Here is a 17,173-nt window from a genome sequence, read left to right on the forward strand (position 1 = left end):
TTATTATGTATGCGGATTCAAACCAAGTTATTATCCTTTTAATTTCACAAGCTCTTCCAATGTTTTTTCGGCAACGAGTTTTTCTCTTTGGAAATGCTTCACTATTCGATTCAAACACTTGTCTTGCTCCCGCTCATCGTTAAGATGCTTGGCACAAGCGTCCATACAATGTTTTGTAAATTCTACATTGTTTTTCACGTCTCCGGGGGTTTTCTCGGCGTCATGCTTTACTGCTTCCTCCGGACACACGTCATGGCAGGTTCCGCAGCGAATACAACCGTCCATGTTGATATTTGCCTTTTCCTTTTCCATTGCAATGGTGTCCACAGGACACCTCGCGACACAAATTCCACAACCGCTGCATTTTTCCACATCAATCCAGGGCATTGAAACCCTCCTCATAATAATTATATATTTCGTGATCAATTGATCGTCCTCTGTCAATCTGGGTTTTGTTCATAATTTTCTCTTTCACTTTATTTTATTTTGCACAGTATTGATCTTGCCTTTCATCGTTAACTTTTTATCAAGCCTATCATCAATCTTAATTGTGGTTACCACCCTTTTAATCTCTCCCTGCAATACCGCATGGTGCATTTCATCCGCTATTTTTAATAATCGCGACGTTGTATCCGCTTCTATAACCGTTCCCATTGAGGTCAATGTATATTTGATATTTTTTTTGCCTTTTATTTTTTTTATACAAACTGCTACATAATCACTGACAGAAGGCGTTCTCGTTCCCAAAGGAATAACGCTGATCTCCATAACCGGCATTCGAGTTACCTCCTTTCTATCCGATTTTCTTTTTCACCTTCGACCGCATTTTTTGTCTCGCAGCTTCTCGCGCCAAATACAACCGTTCCCAACCTCACCATATTCGCGCCTTCTTCAATGGCGATCTTGTAGGAATTGGACATGCCCATGGAAAGACATTTCAAATCAGTATTGGGAATACCCGCCTTTTTCAATTGTTCATAATATTTTTTGATCTTCCTAAAAAAAGGCCTTACCTTTTCCGGGTCCCCCACCCTTGGACCCATGGTCATTAATCCCTCCAGTTTTAAGCAATCCAGACCCGCAATATGTCTGGCCAGTTTTTCAATGATGTCATAGTCCGGTTCAACTCCCGATTTTGTATACTCACTGCCGATATTCACCTCAATATAAACCGCCACCTTCTTTTGCATAACCTGCGCCCTTTTGTTTATCTCATCTGCGAGTCCGGCTGAATCAACGGTTTGTATGCAATCGAATATTTTCACTGCTTTATTAATCTTGTTTTTCTGCAAAGATCCAATCATGTGCCACTTGACTTTTCCGGCTCTTTCCCCCAACGCTGCTTGCATTCTTTCTGCTTCCTGCACGTAGTTTTCCCCAATAATGTCCGCTCCCGTCGAAAGGGCTTCACTTATTTCGTCCGCGCTCTTCATTTTAGCGGCCAAAACAATTTCCACGTGATCAGAAATTGCCCTGCTAACTTGTAAATAATTTTCTTTTATACTCATTATCCCGCCTTCGTACTTCGAATTATTGCTTAGGCTTCTTTAATGTGTTTGGGGGATAGAGTCAGTTTGTCAAGTTCCGGGAAGTTCCGGGGACACCATACTTAATTCCTGTCCGTAGCCCCTCACGCCATCTTCCCCGGCCCGGCAAAATGCTCTGCCAAAGCAATTGAACAACAGAACAATCAGGCCAGAGAAAGGCCTAAAAAACCTAAATTTACTCCATATACTATTCCTTCCGGTTTTGATAGGCAAGGAAATTAATCGCCCCGCACCACGTAGGATGCAGGGCAAGAATTAGACACTGGGAGGGGGGGAAACATTAAATGGGTCTTCTCCCGAACGAGTGGGTAAAAAAACTAGCAAAACTGTGACTTGATACAGCCCTGTATTTGTGAATTGTAATTACAAGTGCGACAGTTTGACGAAAAGGTAATAGAGGTCTTGTTATTAAAAGGAGGCTCCTTGCGTTATCATCCCGGCAATCGTTAAGCCGGGATCCAGTGACTTTAAAACATTTAAAGATCAAAAACAGTGGTCCCCCCCCGGGCAAGCCCGGGGGGCCCTATTCAGCATCTGGATTCCCGCTATAATCATGCGGGAATAACGATCTAAATAAAGAAATACTTTCAGTTAAGGATGTCGCACTATAAGTTACAATTCACCCTTAATTTCCTAGTACCTGAGCTTCCCCCAAAAATACCAACACATATTTAATATCTCCTCACAGGGCAAGATTTTTTTTCGCCTGCTTCACTGCCAGTTTTTGCTTCATTTTAAATTGATAATTATTAAACCCTCCCAGGATGTTTTCCCGATTGAACAAACCTGGATTCAAAAGTATGTCGTCGATCTGCAAAAGCCGGTCATGGAACCACTCCCCAATCATGCCTGCAATGGTCCAGGCCGGAAGAAAAGAAAACGTAACGATTCCGAGCACGTTCAACGGCAAGTTTCTGTAATCCCAGGCACGGGTATGCAGAACATAGACCATAAAAAGCCCGATCACAAATTCGATCAACATGAATACCAAACCGTAGATAATGCCTCTAATCACCCGCCCGGCATTCGGGATAATCAAATCATTTTTTATGATTTTTTTCAGTGGATTGGTCATAAAAGTGAAAGGGATCGCAGCCCAACAATAAACAAAAAAAGCAAAAATCCCAACATGCCCTTGGGTGGCCTGGTTCAGGTCAAAGATGTAATTCGGCACCGTGAAATAACTATAGATCGCTTTAATTAGTGAAATGGTTCCGGTAAAATATATTTCTACAATATACGAAGTCATCCCGATAATAAAAAATCGAATTAAAAATAATCTCAACTGATAGTATTTCATATTGGACATGACCCTGCCTCCTTGATAAAAATCCACAGGCTTACCCGGCATCCGGCATGCGCCGGACAAGTACGCCAGGCAAAAGTCCCGCCGGGCAGGCTGCTCGCAATAACTTCATAGGGGGTTTTGCAGCAGAATCATCCGTTGTAGAGACGTTGCATGTGTAAGTGCCCGTTTTTAGGGTGCAACGGCGCTACAACCAATCCGGTTTATTACCGTATTACCGAACTACTCTGGATTCCGGCTAAAATCATGCCGGAATGACGAGTAAAACATACCAATAGAACGCCAATAGCACACTGGATAAAGTACCAACAGCGTAAGACGTCCCCTATTGCACAACCGCGATTTTCAATGTTTGTTTTTCTGCTCCGTCCATATGGACTTTGACCAAATATATGCCGGGTGCTGCATCTGCACAATTCCAGATCATATACTGCCCTTGTCCGGTTGGCATTGATTGATCAATCGTTGCGATGCGTTCACCTGCCAGATTATAAATATGAATCATCACTTCTGTTGCTGCTTCCAAATGCATGAGGAATCGCACTTCAGTATTGGCGGGATTAGGATAGGCCATTACTGTTTTACCCTTTAAATCAACATTGAGTAATGGATTGTCTGGTGTGACCGTAACTGTCGGCGTTACTGTTGATGTGGGTGTTATTGTCGAGGTTGCTGATATGGTTGGTGTTGGTGTTACTGTTGGCGAATGAGTTGATGTCGGGCTGACTGTTGAGGTTGCTGAGATTGTAGGTGTCAGCGTAGCTGTAGCTGTAAAGGTCATTGTTGGTGTTCCTGTCGGTGGACCCAAAATTTCTAAATTGGTTGATAATTCCGATGTGCCATTGGTCAAATCTGTGGCAGTCGTCACAACATACTCACCGAGTGATACGGCGGGTGAATTCAAGATCCAATTCCCACTACCATCAGCTGTGGCACTGCCAACATAGCTCAGGCTACCGTCCTGACCGGCGACATTTTCCGCTTTAAAAATTTCTATAAAATCATTGGCTGCTGCTGTGCCTTCTATATAAGTATCATATGCTCCGGTAATAGTCGGGCTGGCTTTATCATTATTCGCAGTGGTGCCGCTGGTCATAAATTGAATATTGACTGATGAATTTGCACAAATTGTATTGCCATACATAAACATCCGCATCACATCACTGCCTAAGCGAATACCATTGGTACAATTGGCAACAAGGTTGCCAATCCCCGAATCACGAATACCAATAAAATTATCTTGCGAGGCGCTGGCATAGATTCCATTTAGCGGAGGATCTGATGATGCTGACAGATCAAGGTTCACGCCGATATAATTGCCTACTATGGTATTCCCCTGCGAACTACTGGAAAAGTTAATGCCTGACATGCTGCCACTAATATAATTTCCTTCACCGCTAAGTTGACCACCCAATTTAATTGCTGTTGAGGTTTGCAAGCGAATGCCGGTATTGATATTTTCAATGGTGTTGTCACCGGTACCATTGAGACCTACCCAGTTACCGATAATAGTATGCTCTGAAGTCTCGTAGATACGGATACCGTCATAGGTATTTCCGGAAATAATATTGGCCAGCGCCGGACTACTGCCGCCGATGAGATTGCCTTGCGAACTTGGGTTTGCGATTTGCACACCATAATAATTTGGTATGGCAGCATCACCGGCCGCATTCAAACCAATAACATTACCGACAACAGTATTGCCCAGCCCTCCGCCAAAAGCGATTCCATTACGACCTGTGCTGTTGTGCCCGGAGATGACATTGCCATACATATTCGCCGCATCTGTATTTGGCCCGCCAATCAGGTTACCTGATCCTGTGATATATATCCCCTGGGCGCCGGCATCTCTGGCCGCAGATCCGTCAATAGATGTCCCGATAAAATTTCCGCAAATAGAATTGCTGACAGCCGAAGACCATATATAGACATCATAGGATGTTTGTCCACTGATGACGTTTCCCTGCAACGCGCCCGTACCCCGGTTGCCGCCAATTTGATTTCTTGTTCCCTGATATACATAAACACCATAAACATTCCCAGCAGGATTACCCGCCAAGTCCAATCCTATGATATTATTTTGTACAATATTATCGCTACACAAATCACTATCAACGCCATTGAAATACACAGCAGAATCATTCCCTGAAATCAAGTTACCATAGTTACTGACAGGCAACCCCACCCAATTTCCAGATGCACAAAAAAAATGTATACCACTATTGCTATTACCCGTACCTAATGTCCCGGCAGCGGTTAAACCGATGATGTTCCCGCAAAGTGTATTACCACTAACAGTTGAATCATCAAAAAAAACACCATGCATTGTGTTGCCGGAAATAACATTTCCTTCCGAGGCTGAGCTATCACCGCCAATCAGACAGGTCCACACATTGCTCTGAAAATAAATTCCCGTTGTATTAGGTAGCGCTGTTGCGCCGTCATTGGCCACGCCAATATAATTGCTTTGAATAACCACGCCGGCAGCACTTTGACTTCGTATGCCATTGGTGTTGCCACTGATGATATTTCCATGACCAACAGAACCGATGATTGTCCCATCGGCATTATTGACCACTATTCCTTCATTGCTGTGTCCCCTGCCTGTGCTGCTGGAAAAATCAGTGCCAATAGCACAATCAATGATTCGTACATTATCAGCGCCAAAAATGTTGATACCGGTAACCGCGTCAACAATCGCCAGACCACTTAGAGTTGGACCGCCAAATGGTGATCCCGTGATATAAAACAAATCCCCCACACCTGCATTTCCGCCTACCACCTGTATACCACCGCCGTCAATAGTGACCCGCTTTGTAACATTGAGTGTTGAGTAAACTGTAATCGAATTCCCACCGGTACTGAAATCAATGGTGTCGTTATCTGAAGCTGTGGAGAGTGCCCAACGCAAAGTACCTGCACCGCTGTCTTCAATGCTGGTTACTGTAATTGTTGCTGAAAAAGCCGGTAGGACGATAAAAATCATTGCGAAAGTAAATATTATGCCACTGATCATTCTTTTTAGCATGGTGCGCCTCCAATGGATTAAAATATATCGTAATCACCGAAGAAATCTTACAACGGCTTTGTGTTCCCGTCCATGAGATTTCGACCATTTTTCCCAACACTCTATTCAATATTTTTGGGAGACAAAGCCCCCCCTAAATCCACAACGTCAATGGCTACTTTTGATTCTTCTTAAACTTCTCCGCCTGTTCAAAAATCTCAACATAAACTTCATCTCGTTCTACCGGTGGCTAGTCAAACTCATCTAACAGTAGGATCAAACCGACTTTCAAGGCGGATTTTATATCATCTCGCTTGTTCCAGTCGGGAAATTTCGCTTGCCCTTCTACTAATACTTTTACGGCTTTTGCCAATTCAATCAATTTATCTTCAGGATAAGTAAAATCATTATTCCGGCTTCCTCATTTTTTTTATATCCGCTTCAATTTCGTTGAGGCTTTGTTTGTGTTCGATCTGTTTTTGGGCAACACTGTGTTTTTCAAATTCCGCACCTGCTTTTTCCAATGCCATGTCACGGCTTATTTTCCCTGCATGGTTAAGCAATTCCCTGTCATTAAGTTGCAAGATAACATCGAGCCGCTCAATCCAGTTTTTCATATACATAGGCGTATGTTGTTGCGCCATGGTCTCGGCAAATGCCAAATACTGTTCAACTAATAAGCCGAGTAATTTTATTTCATCTTCGTTCAGATAATTTTTAGCTATGCTTACATCTGATTTTTTAACTGCTTCCGAGCTCTTTTTATCAAGGAATTGCATGCCCAATAATGGCAGTGACGCATCAACCCTGCGATACACCAGTTCGGCAGCTGTTTGTTGGCTAATAGCCCAAAGCAATTTATTTTGTACCATTTTAAAAAAATCTATGGTTTTTTCATCTTTGGGGTTGTAATCAATACTGGTGGTATAAATGTCTTTGATCTTCTGGTAAAAAAAACGTTCCGAAAGGCGTATTTCGCGCAGACGGTCTTGCAATTCATTGAAATAATTCATGAAATCGCCTGATTTAAAACGGTCATCATTGAGTGCAAAACCCTTTATGATATATTCCTTGAGCCGCTGCGTTGCCCAAATGCGGAATTGAGTACCTTGCGGAGATTTGACCCGATATCCAACGGATATAATGACATCGAGGTTGTAGTAATCAATCTCTCGTTCTACCTTCCGGCTGCCTTCCTGACGAACCTGTCGGAATTTCCGACAAGTTCGATTTTGCTCCAATTCGCCTTCTTCATAAACATTTAATATATGCTCGGTTATAGTACTCCTGCCTTTGCCAAACAGCATTGCCATTTGCTCTTGCGAAAGCCAGACCGTCTCATCTTCCAGACGGACATCAATTTTGATAGTACCGTCAGGGTTTTGGTAGAGGAGAATTTCGCTGTTGTTCATGGACTTATTCCTCCACCGTGGCGAGCCTGGAAAGAAGTAAATCTTGCATCTCCGATAGCTGTCGGTTTTGTTGAACTGTATTCAGCAGGTTCTACGCTGCCTCTGAGTTTAGTGGCAGAATCCCATAGGGTTTCTTCGATTGATTTTTGTTTAACTTCTTTTTTCTGCCTGGCCATGGTACTCCTTGGTAAGTTTATTTATTTAATTGTTACTGCTTATTTTTCAAAGATAAAAATCCACGGGCTTACCCGGCATCCGGCATACGCCGGACACAATTCGCCGGGCAGGCTGTCCATCGTGTTCGCGCTAGCACGATAATTCCAGAAATGCAATGCACGCATTATAATACAAGCAATTGATAATATAAAAGCAATTTAAAATGGAGAATTGATAATGATATTTATTCGAAAACAGCATTGGTTTATCTGTTTCCGACTCCGGCTCCTATTTTTTTGCTGCCAAAAAGCCATTGCGTACAAATGAATTTAAGGTTAGGATTTTGTCCGCTTGTATTCTCTGAAAGGACCAACCCATTGCAACTCTTCATGGATGCGGATGCCTGCCCCCGGGTAATCAAAGAGATTGTCTATCGCGCTATTGCCCGAGTAAAGCTGCCGCTGATTATGATTACCAACCAAACGATGTCCGTGCCCCAGTCACCCTTCATCACGCTGATCAATGTCGATGCCGGGGCTGACATGGCTGATGATAAAATTGTCGAATTGGTCCAACCGGGTGATTTGGTAATCACTGCGGATATCCCGCTGGCAGACCGCGTTGTTGACAAGGATGCATACGCGCTTGATCCCAGAGGAGCTTTCCATACCAAAGAAACCATCAAACAGCGTCTGGCAATACGCAATCTGATGGATCATTTAAGAAACAGCGGCATCCCAACCGGCGGTCCGGCAGGTTTCAATCCTAAAGACCGCAAAGCCTTTGCCGATCAACTGGATAAATTTATTGCCAAACAGTGAGTTTACAAACCCCGCGCGTAAAGCCGGCCATCATTGCGGCCAAACCCCTAAAACACCCTATTATTCTGTATCTTTTCCTATTGTACAGGCGTATGCTTGATGCATTGCAGTTTCGCCAATACCACCCTTGCCTACAACACTTCCCGCCAGTCACTTTCTCAATACTTCCCTTGAGGCGAAACAAGCCTGCAACTAAAAAAGTTTATTATATTGCCCTTGCATCGGATCATCGATATTTTTATTAATAAATGGTCCCATCACTGCGCTCTCCGGGAGAACATGATGAATATACTATTGGTTTACCCCCAGCATCCGGAAACTTTTTGGAGTTTTAAATATGCACTAAAATTCGTTGGCAAAAAATCCGCTTTCCCGCCATTAGGATTGCTCACCATCGCTGCGATGCTGCCGGAAGATTGGAATTTAAAGCTGGTTGACTTAAATGTCCAGAAATTACATGACCGGGATTTGCACTGGGCGGATTATGTTTTCATGAGTGCCATTTCCATTCAACATGATTCCGTTCTCAACATTATTAAACAGTGCCAAAAAGCCAAGGTTAAAATCGTGGCCGGTGGGCCGTTATTTACGACTGCGCACACTGATTTCCCGGGTATTGATCACTTCATATTAAACGAAGCGGAATTAACCTTACCGCAATTCATACAGGATATTCAGCGCGGCCAGACACAACACTTATATGCCTCAAATCAATTTTCACAACTGTGCCAAACGCCTATTCCCCGCTGGGATTTGATCAAACAAAGCAAGTATGCCACCATGAGTATCCAGTATTCACGCGGTTGTCCCTTCAACTGCGACTTTTGCGACATCACCAAGCTTTACGGGAAAAAAACCCGCGTAAAATCCCAAACGCAAATCATCGCTGAATTGGACCAAATCTACAGCACCCATTGGAAAGGCTCGGTCTTTTTTGTTGATGATAATTTCATCGGGAACAAACAGGAACTCAAAAAAAACGTCCTCCCGGCAATTATCAAATGGATGAAACAACACCGTTATCCCTTCACTTTCTTTACGCAAGCTTCCATCAATTTAGCCGATGATGATGACCTCCTAAAACAGATGGTAACTGCCGGATTTGATATGGTTTTTATCGGCATTGAGTCACCCAATGAAGCGAGCCTGACCGAATGTTTGAAAAGCCAAAACACCAACCGTGATCTGCTTGATTCGATTAAAAAATGTCAGCAAGCCGGCTTACAGGTCCAGGGAGGATTTATTGTCGGTTTCGACAGTGATCCGCTCACTATTTTCAATCAGCACATTCGTTTCATTCAGCAAAGCGGCATTACCACTGCAATGGTGGGATTGCTCCACGCCATGAAAGGCACGCAATTATTTCAGCGTCTGGAAAATGAAAACCGTATTTTAAAGACATCGACCGGCGACAATACGGATTTCTCCGTCAACTTCATCCCCAAAATGGATATGAAGGTTTTGGTTGACGGCTACAAAGAAATAATCAACCATATTTATTCTCCCGCCAATTATTACAAACGGGTTATTACTTTTCTGAAAAACTTCAATGTCCCGCAAGTCCACCCGCCCAAATTTAAATTTAAGTTAATGATTGCTTTTTTCCGTTCGGTCATACGCCTAGGAATTATCGGCCAAGAGCGCGTCCACTATTGGAAACTGGTATTCTGGTCATTGTTTAACCGCCCGGCTTCTTTCCCCTTGGCCATCAATCTGGCAATTACCGGGTTCCATTTTCGCAAGGTTTTTAAAAACATCAATGCATGATACGGATGACATCACCGCAAGCCATCTTATCCGATGCTCACTTTCCCTTCCGGATATTTCATGTGCGAATTCCGCGTATAAAGCGCCGCCGCCAAACCAATGGTAATCGGGCCCAAACGGCCAAAAAACATCGCGGCAGTCACCAAAAGTTTTCCGGAAGTGGAAAACAAAGCCGACATACTTAAATTGCCGCCATCACCCATGGATAAACCTACTGTTCCAAACGCTGATGTCATCTCGAATAATATTTTTCCCACATCCAGGTTTTCCATGATTTCCAACAGCAAGGTGAAAACAACAAGAAAAACACTCATGATCAGAAAAATAATCAATGATTTATAAATGATATTTTGTGAAAGATGGCGGCGAAAAACAACAATTTCATTTCGCCCCCTCAGCGTAGCCCAAATTGCCAGACACATGATGGCAAACGTAGTAGTCTTGATGCCCCCGCCGGTCCCGCCGGGTGAAGCGCCAATAAACATCAAGGGCGTCATAAAAAACTGTACACGCGGCGCCAAAGCACCGGTATCCTGAATATTAAAACCGGATGTCCGGCCCACTGCGGAAAGAAACAACGCTTGACCCCAATCCATATCCGCCGTGAAATAAAACACCAGTGCACCGATCACAACCAATGCAGACGTGGTAATCAAAACCAATCGGGCGTGCACTGATAATTTTTTCCGTTCTTTTTTATGCCAATAGAGCAATTCATGAATCACCATATATCCCAATCCGCCGAGAATCGCCAGAAAAGAAATGGTGGCCACCACCAAGGTATGATTTCCCTGAGACATTAAATTGTCTGAAAAGAGACAGAACCCGGCATTATTAAATCCTGAAATGGCATGAAAAACACCCAGCACAATGGCCCGGCCGGGTGAATGATCGCCCCAATAGGTTGCTGTGATGATGATGGCGCCTATGAATTCGAGAGATAACGTCACCAAAACGGCATTGCGCACGAATTTCAGCATGCCCTCGCCGGTATCGAGATTCAAGGCCTGCCGAATGGCAACCTTGTCACTCACACCAATGCGGCGGCCCAATAAAATGGCTGCCATGGATGCCATGATCATATACCCCAACCCGCCCACCTGGATCAGCAGTAAAATAATCACCTGTCCAAACGGTGTAAACGCCATGGCCGTATCACGCACGATCAAGCCGGTCACACAGACCGCCGAGGTCGCGGTAAAAAGGGCATCCACCAGGGATAGCGGTTGATCCGTCGGCACGGCCCACGGTATCAAGAGCAGCAATGTGCCGGTTGATATAATAATAGCGAAAGCCGCCACCAAGCGAAGCGCCGGGGTAAGATTGGCAAGGGCGCCCTTGCGGGCATCCTTGCGCGATGTAAACAAATCGTTGATGGATTCTTCGGTTGATTTCATCAATTCCCCTAAAAAATTTTCAACCATTTTAGCATTTTGATTGGATTTGTCATGCATTTTCCTATGCATTCATCCCAGGCTTTTTCTTCTTTCACGCTTATTCCCGGAGCAGCTTTGAAAAACTCCGCTGTTCCGCCGGGCGAAAGCGCCTCACCCCTGCATGGTCACTTAAACGAATGCACTCATCTACCGATACTCTATTATCTCTATCAAGGAAAAAACTATGTCCGAGCAAGCAGTCACACAAGCATGTCCTGTGCACGACACTCTATCTCCCCAGCCCCGGCCCACCGGAAATTTCTGCGCCGCCCCCTGGATCGAAGGGGTCCTCAAACAAAATGGTGACTTGCAAGCCTGCTGCCGCAATTTAAATGTGCTCGGCAACTGGCAAAAAGACGGACTCCGGACTGCCTGGCACAGCAAAGCATTTCAGGCATTTAGAAATCAAATCGCAAGCGGTATTTTCCCGGACGACCAGTGCCAAAAATGTTTTTTAAACGGCACGGCCCGCAATCTGGCCAATGAATTGGCTGCGCCTTTCAACCGGAACCGGCAGGTATTATATCAATTCACAAAAGAAAGCCTGCCCCTGCTTGATGCCGCAGAATCGCTGCTCACCCTGACTGAAATTTCCCCGGCCAGTGCAAGCACCCTCAAAACATACATGCTTGTCTTGGAAACTTTCGAAAACAGTTGCTCCCTGCTTCATGACTATCCGGCGGAAGTAGAACAGGCTGTTCAAAAGCTCATGGTCATCGGCCGCATTATCGAAGCTTTTTTAAACCATGACCCAACCCCGCCTGACATCGTGCCTTACCGGCAGGTCGGTTTGCAGGCCAAGTGCAATGCCCGGTGCATCCACTGCATGTTTTTACCCAACCGTGAAATCATCGAAGGTCCGGAACTGGCTCCCAAGCACATTGACGAGGCTTTTTACGGGAGCAACCAGATCATTGATTTTTTCATGCACGGCTCGGAGTTTCTCTGCTATTGTTCCTGGAAAAGTATTGCCAGGCATTTGAAAAACCATGGCGTTCCGCTGGGCATTTCAACCAATGGTATCGCTTTAACTCCCCCAAACATCATGTTTTTAATTGACCATAAAATCATCCACGCCTTGAACATCAGCCTGGACGGCGCCACCAGGGAAACTGTTGAACGTATCCGCGTCAATGTGAAATTTGACCGCCTGATTCAACAAATCCGTTTTTTGCTGGATTACAGCAATGAGAAAAACTATTTCTTTGCCCTGATTTTTTCCTTTGTCCTGATGAAACAAAATTATCACGAACTGCCCGGTATGATCCGGTTAATGGGAGAACTGCTGGACAAACGAAAATCACCGATTGCCTATGTTTCATGCCAATCATTAATCTTCTATCCCGATCCCCGGTATGAAGCCTTTACGGCCCAGGAACACCATACCTGCATCCCACTGGAAGCATTGCTTGCCATGTTCCATGACGCCCAAAAAGCGTCGCATGAAACCGGGATCCAGACCAATGTATTTTCCTACCCAACCATCGACGCCTTCATTGAAGCCGGCTGCCCCATCCCCACCCTGGACAATAAAATCATCCTATTGGAGAAACAGTGTGCGGTCGCAACTTAATAAAACGCTACAGGTGTAAGCCTGTAGCGTTTTATTATCCCATCAGTTCTTCCACTGTTATGCGCAGCGCAATCAGTTCAAACGGTTTGGCCATGCACCTGTCCACACCCGCAATCAGTGCCTCCTTCACCAACGCCTCATCCATCCGCGCCGAGAGCAAAATTATACGGGGGCATTTGACATGATTATAATATCGTAGGGAGCGGTCGCGACCGTTCCCTACAAATAATTATTTTTTCTTCAAAATGGTTTTTATCTCGCAATAATTCCAGAATTTCTTGGTCTAACAAACAAGACCCAATATTTCTAACAAATAAAAACAAACAGGATCATACCCATGCGCCGTAACAGAAAATTAACCCGATTACCTGATTATGATTATTCAAGAACCGGAATGTATTTTGTTACCATTTGTCCACATGATCATGCAGCATGGTTTGGTCAGAATCAAGATGGACAAATCATATTGAATCAATGCGGAAAAATTGTTGAAGAACAATGGAAATGGCTGGCAAATCAGTATAATTATATCTCTTTAGATGAATACATCATCATGCCCGATCACTTTCATGGAATCATTAACCTCGTAGGGAATGGTTATGTTGTAGGGAATGGTCGCGACCATTCCCTACAACATAACCATTCCCTACAACATAAAATCAAACCTTTGCCGGAATTAATTGGTGCATTTAAAACCACCAGTTCAAAATTAATTCACAAAACCGGATATGTTGATTTCAAATGGCAAAAATCATTTTATGATCATATCATCCGCAATGAAATAGATTTAATCAGAATACGGAAATACATACACAACAATCCGATTATGAAAGAAATTGGTTTAACATTGTAGGGAACGGTCGCGACCGTTCCCTACGAAGCGACCGTTCCCTACAAACCATCAACACGCCTGTTGGTTCTTGGGAAAAACCGATTGCAGCCAATGTTTTACGTCCCGCGAAAAGCCGTAGAGACACGGAATCAAGACCAGGGTGATGACGGTACCAAAAATGAGTCCCCAGCCCATGACCAGCATCATTTCCGAAAGCATGGAATCGTAGCCCGCCCAGCCATAAGCGGTTGGAAACAACGCGGCAATGGTTGTCAACGTAGTTAAAAGGACTGCCTGGAGGCGTGTTTTGGCAATGGCGGCGATCTGTATACCGGACATTTCCTTGTGTCCGCACTTATCATATTCCCGATCCAGTTTTGTCAGCATGACGATCGAATCATTAATCACCACGCCCATCATGCCCAAAGCACCGATCAGCGAGAAAAAACCATAAACACTCATGCCATGTCCGATCAGGCACCAAACGACCCCCACCACACCAAAGGGGATGGTAATCATAATCATAAACGGCTTATACGGCGAACTAAAAAGCAGGGCCAGCACCGCATAAATCAGTGCCAATGCTATCATGACCGCCTTGAGCATATCCTGCTGTGTCTTGCGCGAATCAAAAATCTCTCCGATAAAAGAAACTGCGGTCGTAGGGAATTTATTCTGCAAGTCAGGAAAGACCGTTTCTTCAAATTCCCTGGCAATTTCCAGCGGGGTTTTCTTGCTGCCCGGTTTCATGTCGCCATACACCACCAGGGTCCTGATATAATCCTGACGTTCAATGCTTGCCGGGGTTTCTTCCCGCCGAACCACAACGATATTTTTTAAAGGAACCAGATAATCGCTCCGGTTTTCTACGGGCACATCCAAAACATCTTCAATCCTTTTTTTTGATGCCTCAGGAATCGTGAGCCGAACATACAACTCCTCATTCTCCCCCTTCAATTCATACAGCAGCAATCCTTCCACGGACGCACGCAGGGTCGATTTGATATCCGAAGCACTGATGCCCAACCGCTTCATCTCTTCACGGTTGATCTCGATCTTGTATTCAGGATTGGTAATCGGCTTATCGATCTCGACATTGTCAAGCTCCGGATGCATTTTCATTTTTTGCGCCAGACTTCCGGCAAAAGCCGCACGGTTTTTATCGTTATTATCTTTTATCAAAATTTGAATAGGCGATTCAGAACCACCCCACCAACCCCTGGAAAATTTCAGCTTTTTAAATTCACGCCGCCGGGGCTCCAAGACCTTTTCCCATTCTTTGATCAATTGATTCAATGATTTTTTCCGCTCCCCGCGCGGAACAATCTGAATCCTGATTCTAAATTTATTTTCTTCCACCGCCCGGCCGCGGCGGCTCCGTGCGATTTCCGTCCTGAATCCGATCATTTCCTTACCAATATAGCGCGAAAGCATCTCTTCAACCGGCCGGACCAGCACGGCGGTTTGTTTGGCCACCATCCCGCGGGGTGCTTCCCCCATCAGGTTGATCTGATCCGACTCGGTGCGCGGAAACATTGTAAATTTCATAAATGTAGCCGCCGACCAAAAAGACCCGGCCAACAGGATCGCTGCCAATAAAAACACCCAATATTTCACCTTTAATAATTTTTCAAGAATATTTCCGTATGCTGTCTCCCACACCAAAAACCAGTGCCGAACACGTTTCTCTGAAACAACCTTTCCCTTGGAAACGCTTCTCTGCACGGATTTAGGCGGCAACGTATTTTTTTTCACTGGCTTGCGGGCTCCCCCCATCAACCAGGCCGGCATCCGAATACTCATATGACCGGGGAGTATCAACACCGATTCAAATAAAGATGCTCCCAACATCAAAAAAATCACCGGCGGCAAAAAACTGATCATCACACCATGCCAGCCGCCGAGATTCATGTACAAAGGCGTAAAGGACAGACCGGTCGTTATAATGGCTGCGGTAATGGGGAGCAACACATACGATGTTCCTTTGATGGCTGCTTCTTCAAAACCCATCCCCTCGGACCTGTATCGCGAAATATTTTCCGCCACGATAATGGCGTCATCCACAATCATCCCCATGACAATGATGATGGCACCCAGCGTGATATTGTTAATCGTATACCCAAACATATTGATACCGACCACGGTGAAGGCAAAGGTGAATGGAATTCCCATGGCAACCCAAAAAGCAGTATGGAAATTGAGAAAAACCAGCAGTACCACCAGCACCAACCCAAGACCAATTGTCCCGTTGTAGAGAATAATGTTTAAACGATTCCTGAGTTCCCGCGACTCATCATCCAACAAGGCAATTTCATATTCCGTTCCCTTCAGCGTATTCTCATTAAATTTTTTCACCAATGCCTTCACCGCATCGACCGATTCTAAAATATCCGAGTCGGCGGTTTTGACTGCGTTTAAAAAAACACCTTCACGCCCATTTACTTTTTGAATAAGTTTGGTCTTCTTAAAATTTTCCGTCACCTGTCCAATATCCTTCACACGCACTTTTTGACTGTCAAAACCACTCCGGATAATCACGTTTTCCAATTCCTGAACAGTGTCCAATTCCGAATCCAGAGTCACTTTGGATTCCAGCAGGTCTTCTAAGTCTCCGGCCGGTTGGCGGGAATTTTGCGCCCTAATTTCATTGGCAATCATATTGAGCGGAACGTGAAATTTTTTCAGTTTCACCGGGTCCGCTTCGATTCGGATTTCCGGTTGACGATAGGCTCCGCGCCTGACCTCGCTGATGTAAACCAGGTTGAGAAGCTGGTTTTCCAATGCCAACACATACGTATGGAGTTCCACCCTTTTCTCTTTGGTCAACAAATTTTCATTTTTATTAAAAACACCGATATCAATAATCGCTTTTTTGGATGACTTGTATTCCCGAACATTGGGATCATCCGTCACCTCATCCGGCAATTTGGCGTCATAAACCGCAGCTTTAATCTCATTGACGATTTCATCCCGATCCGGACGCTTAAGCTCCAGTTCGACACTTACGCTGGATGAACCCGCACCTGAATTACTGGTCACCTGGTAAATGCCGTCAATTCCTCTTAGCTTGTCCTCAATTTCTTTGGTGACAAAATACTCTACTTGTTCAGCCGAAGCACCGGGATACGATGCAGAAATACTCACTCGGTCCCGGGTGATATTGGGTAGCTCCTCTTTATTGGTAGTAAACCAAAAATACATCCCGGCAACCATAATTCCCAGAAACATTAAATTGGCGAGCATATGCCGCTTGGCAAAAAATTCTATAAATTTATCCCACATACTTATCACTATTTCCTTTCAAACCGTTTGGATG

General features: G+C 44.6%; 13 protein-coding genes and 1 pseudogene. 4 read left to right on the forward strand and 10 right to left on the reverse strand.

Annotated elements, in window-relative coordinates:
- Positions 1 to 30: 30 nt before the first annotated feature.
- The 8 genes and pseudogenes from K8S19_01280 to K8S19_01315 all read right to left on the reverse strand — a co-directional run bounded on the left by K8S19_01280 (position 31) and on the right by K8S19_01315 (position 7,448).
- Positions 31 to 387, reverse strand: a complete 357-nt coding sequence (locus K8S19_01280; protein ID MCD4812317.1) for a 4Fe-4S binding protein — start codon at positions 385 to 387, stop codon at positions 31 to 33.
- An 84-nt stretch (positions 388 to 471) separates the two neighbouring features.
- Positions 472 to 777, reverse strand: a complete 306-nt coding sequence (locus tag K8S19_01285) for an MTH1187 family thiamine-binding protein (protein MCD4812318.1) — start codon at positions 775 to 777, stop codon at positions 472 to 474.
- A 5-nt stretch (positions 778 to 782) separates the two neighbouring features.
- Positions 783 to 1,508, reverse strand: coding sequence for a YggS family pyridoxal phosphate-dependent enzyme (locus tag K8S19_01290; GenBank protein ID MCD4812319.1), 726 nt, complete (start codon positions 1,506 to 1,508; stop codon positions 783 to 785).
- Between the two features lie 721 nt (positions 1,509 to 2,229).
- Positions 2,230 to 2,856 (reverse strand): putative ABC transporter permease, encoded by a 627-nt coding sequence (locus K8S19_01295; GenBank protein MCD4812320.1) that lies wholly within the window; start codon positions 2,854 to 2,856, stop codon positions 2,230 to 2,232.
- 322 nt (positions 2,857 to 3,178) lie between these two features.
- Positions 3,179 to 5,881, reverse strand: coding sequence for a hypothetical protein (locus tag K8S19_01300; GenBank protein ID MCD4812321.1), 2,703 nt, complete (start codon positions 5,879 to 5,881; stop codon positions 3,179 to 3,181).
- A gap of 154 nt (positions 5,882 to 6,035) precedes the next feature.
- Positions 6,036 to 6,266: pseudogene (locus tag K8S19_01305) on the reverse strand (DUF3387 domain-containing protein).
- 1 nt (position 6,267) lies between these two features.
- Complete coding sequence (locus tag K8S19_01310; GenBank protein MCD4812322.1) at positions 6,268 to 7,272, reverse strand: virulence RhuM family protein; 1,005 nt, start codon at positions 7,270 to 7,272, stop codon at positions 6,268 to 6,270.
- Positions 7,269 to 7,448: a hypothetical protein gene (locus K8S19_01315; GenBank protein ID MCD4812323.1), complete on the reverse strand. Its 180-nt coding sequence runs from the start codon at positions 7,446 to 7,448 to the stop codon at positions 7,269 to 7,271. The genes K8S19_01310 and K8S19_01315 overlap by 4 nt, the downstream gene beginning before the upstream one ends.
- 357 nt (positions 7,449 to 7,805) lie before the next feature.
- Here K8S19_01315 and K8S19_01320 point away from each other — a divergent pair, with 357 nt between their 5' ends.
- Together K8S19_01320 and K8S19_01325 are read left to right on the forward strand one after the other, a co-directional pair.
- The gene (locus K8S19_01320) at positions 7,806 to 8,249 is read left to right on the forward strand and encodes a YaiI/YqxD family protein (GenBank protein ID MCD4812324.1); all 444 of its coding nucleotides are present in this window, start codon (positions 7,806 to 7,808) and stop codon (positions 8,247 to 8,249) included.
- Between the two features lie 282 nt (positions 8,250 to 8,531).
- Complete coding sequence (locus K8S19_01325; GenBank protein ID MCD4812325.1) at positions 8,532 to 10,016, forward strand: B12-binding domain-containing radical SAM protein; 1,485 nt, start codon at positions 8,532 to 8,534, stop codon at positions 10,014 to 10,016.
- Positions 10,017 to 10,042: 26 nt separating this feature from the next.
- Here K8S19_01325 and K8S19_01330 read toward each other — a convergent pair whose 3' ends face one another.
- The gene (locus K8S19_01330) at positions 10,043 to 11,482 is read right to left on the reverse strand and encodes a Trk family potassium uptake protein (GenBank protein ID MCD4812326.1); all 1,440 of its coding nucleotides are present in this window, start codon (positions 11,480 to 11,482) and stop codon (positions 10,043 to 10,045) included.
- A 154-nt stretch (positions 11,483 to 11,636) separates the two neighbouring features.
- On the opposite strand from K8S19_01330, the gene K8S19_01335 reads away from it, so the two are divergent.
- A complete protein-coding gene (locus K8S19_01335) occupies positions 11,637 to 13,025 on the forward strand; it encodes a radical SAM protein (protein ID MCD4812327.1) in 1,389 nt (462 codons plus the stop codon).
- Between the two features lie 337 nt (positions 13,026 to 13,362).
- Positions 13,363 to 13,878 carry a transposase gene (locus K8S19_01340; GenBank protein MCD4812328.1) on the forward strand — a complete coding sequence of 172 codons (516 nt, stop codon included), beginning with the start codon at positions 13,363 to 13,365 and terminating at the stop codon, positions 13,876 to 13,878.
- Positions 13,879 to 13,926: 48 nt separating this feature from the next.
- Here the strand turns inward: K8S19_01340 and K8S19_01345 are convergent, their stop codons facing one another.
- A complete protein-coding gene (locus K8S19_01345) occupies positions 13,927 to 17,139 on the reverse strand; it encodes an efflux RND transporter permease subunit (GenBank protein MCD4812329.1) in 3,213 nt (1,070 codons plus the stop codon).
- Positions 17,140 to 17,173: the final 34 nt, after the last annotated feature.

The sequence above is a fragment of the bacterium genome, from assembly GCA_021108215.1.
Lineage (GTDB): Bacteria > Oederibacteriota > JAAXVQ01 > JAAXVQ01 > JAUVAV01 > JAIORK01.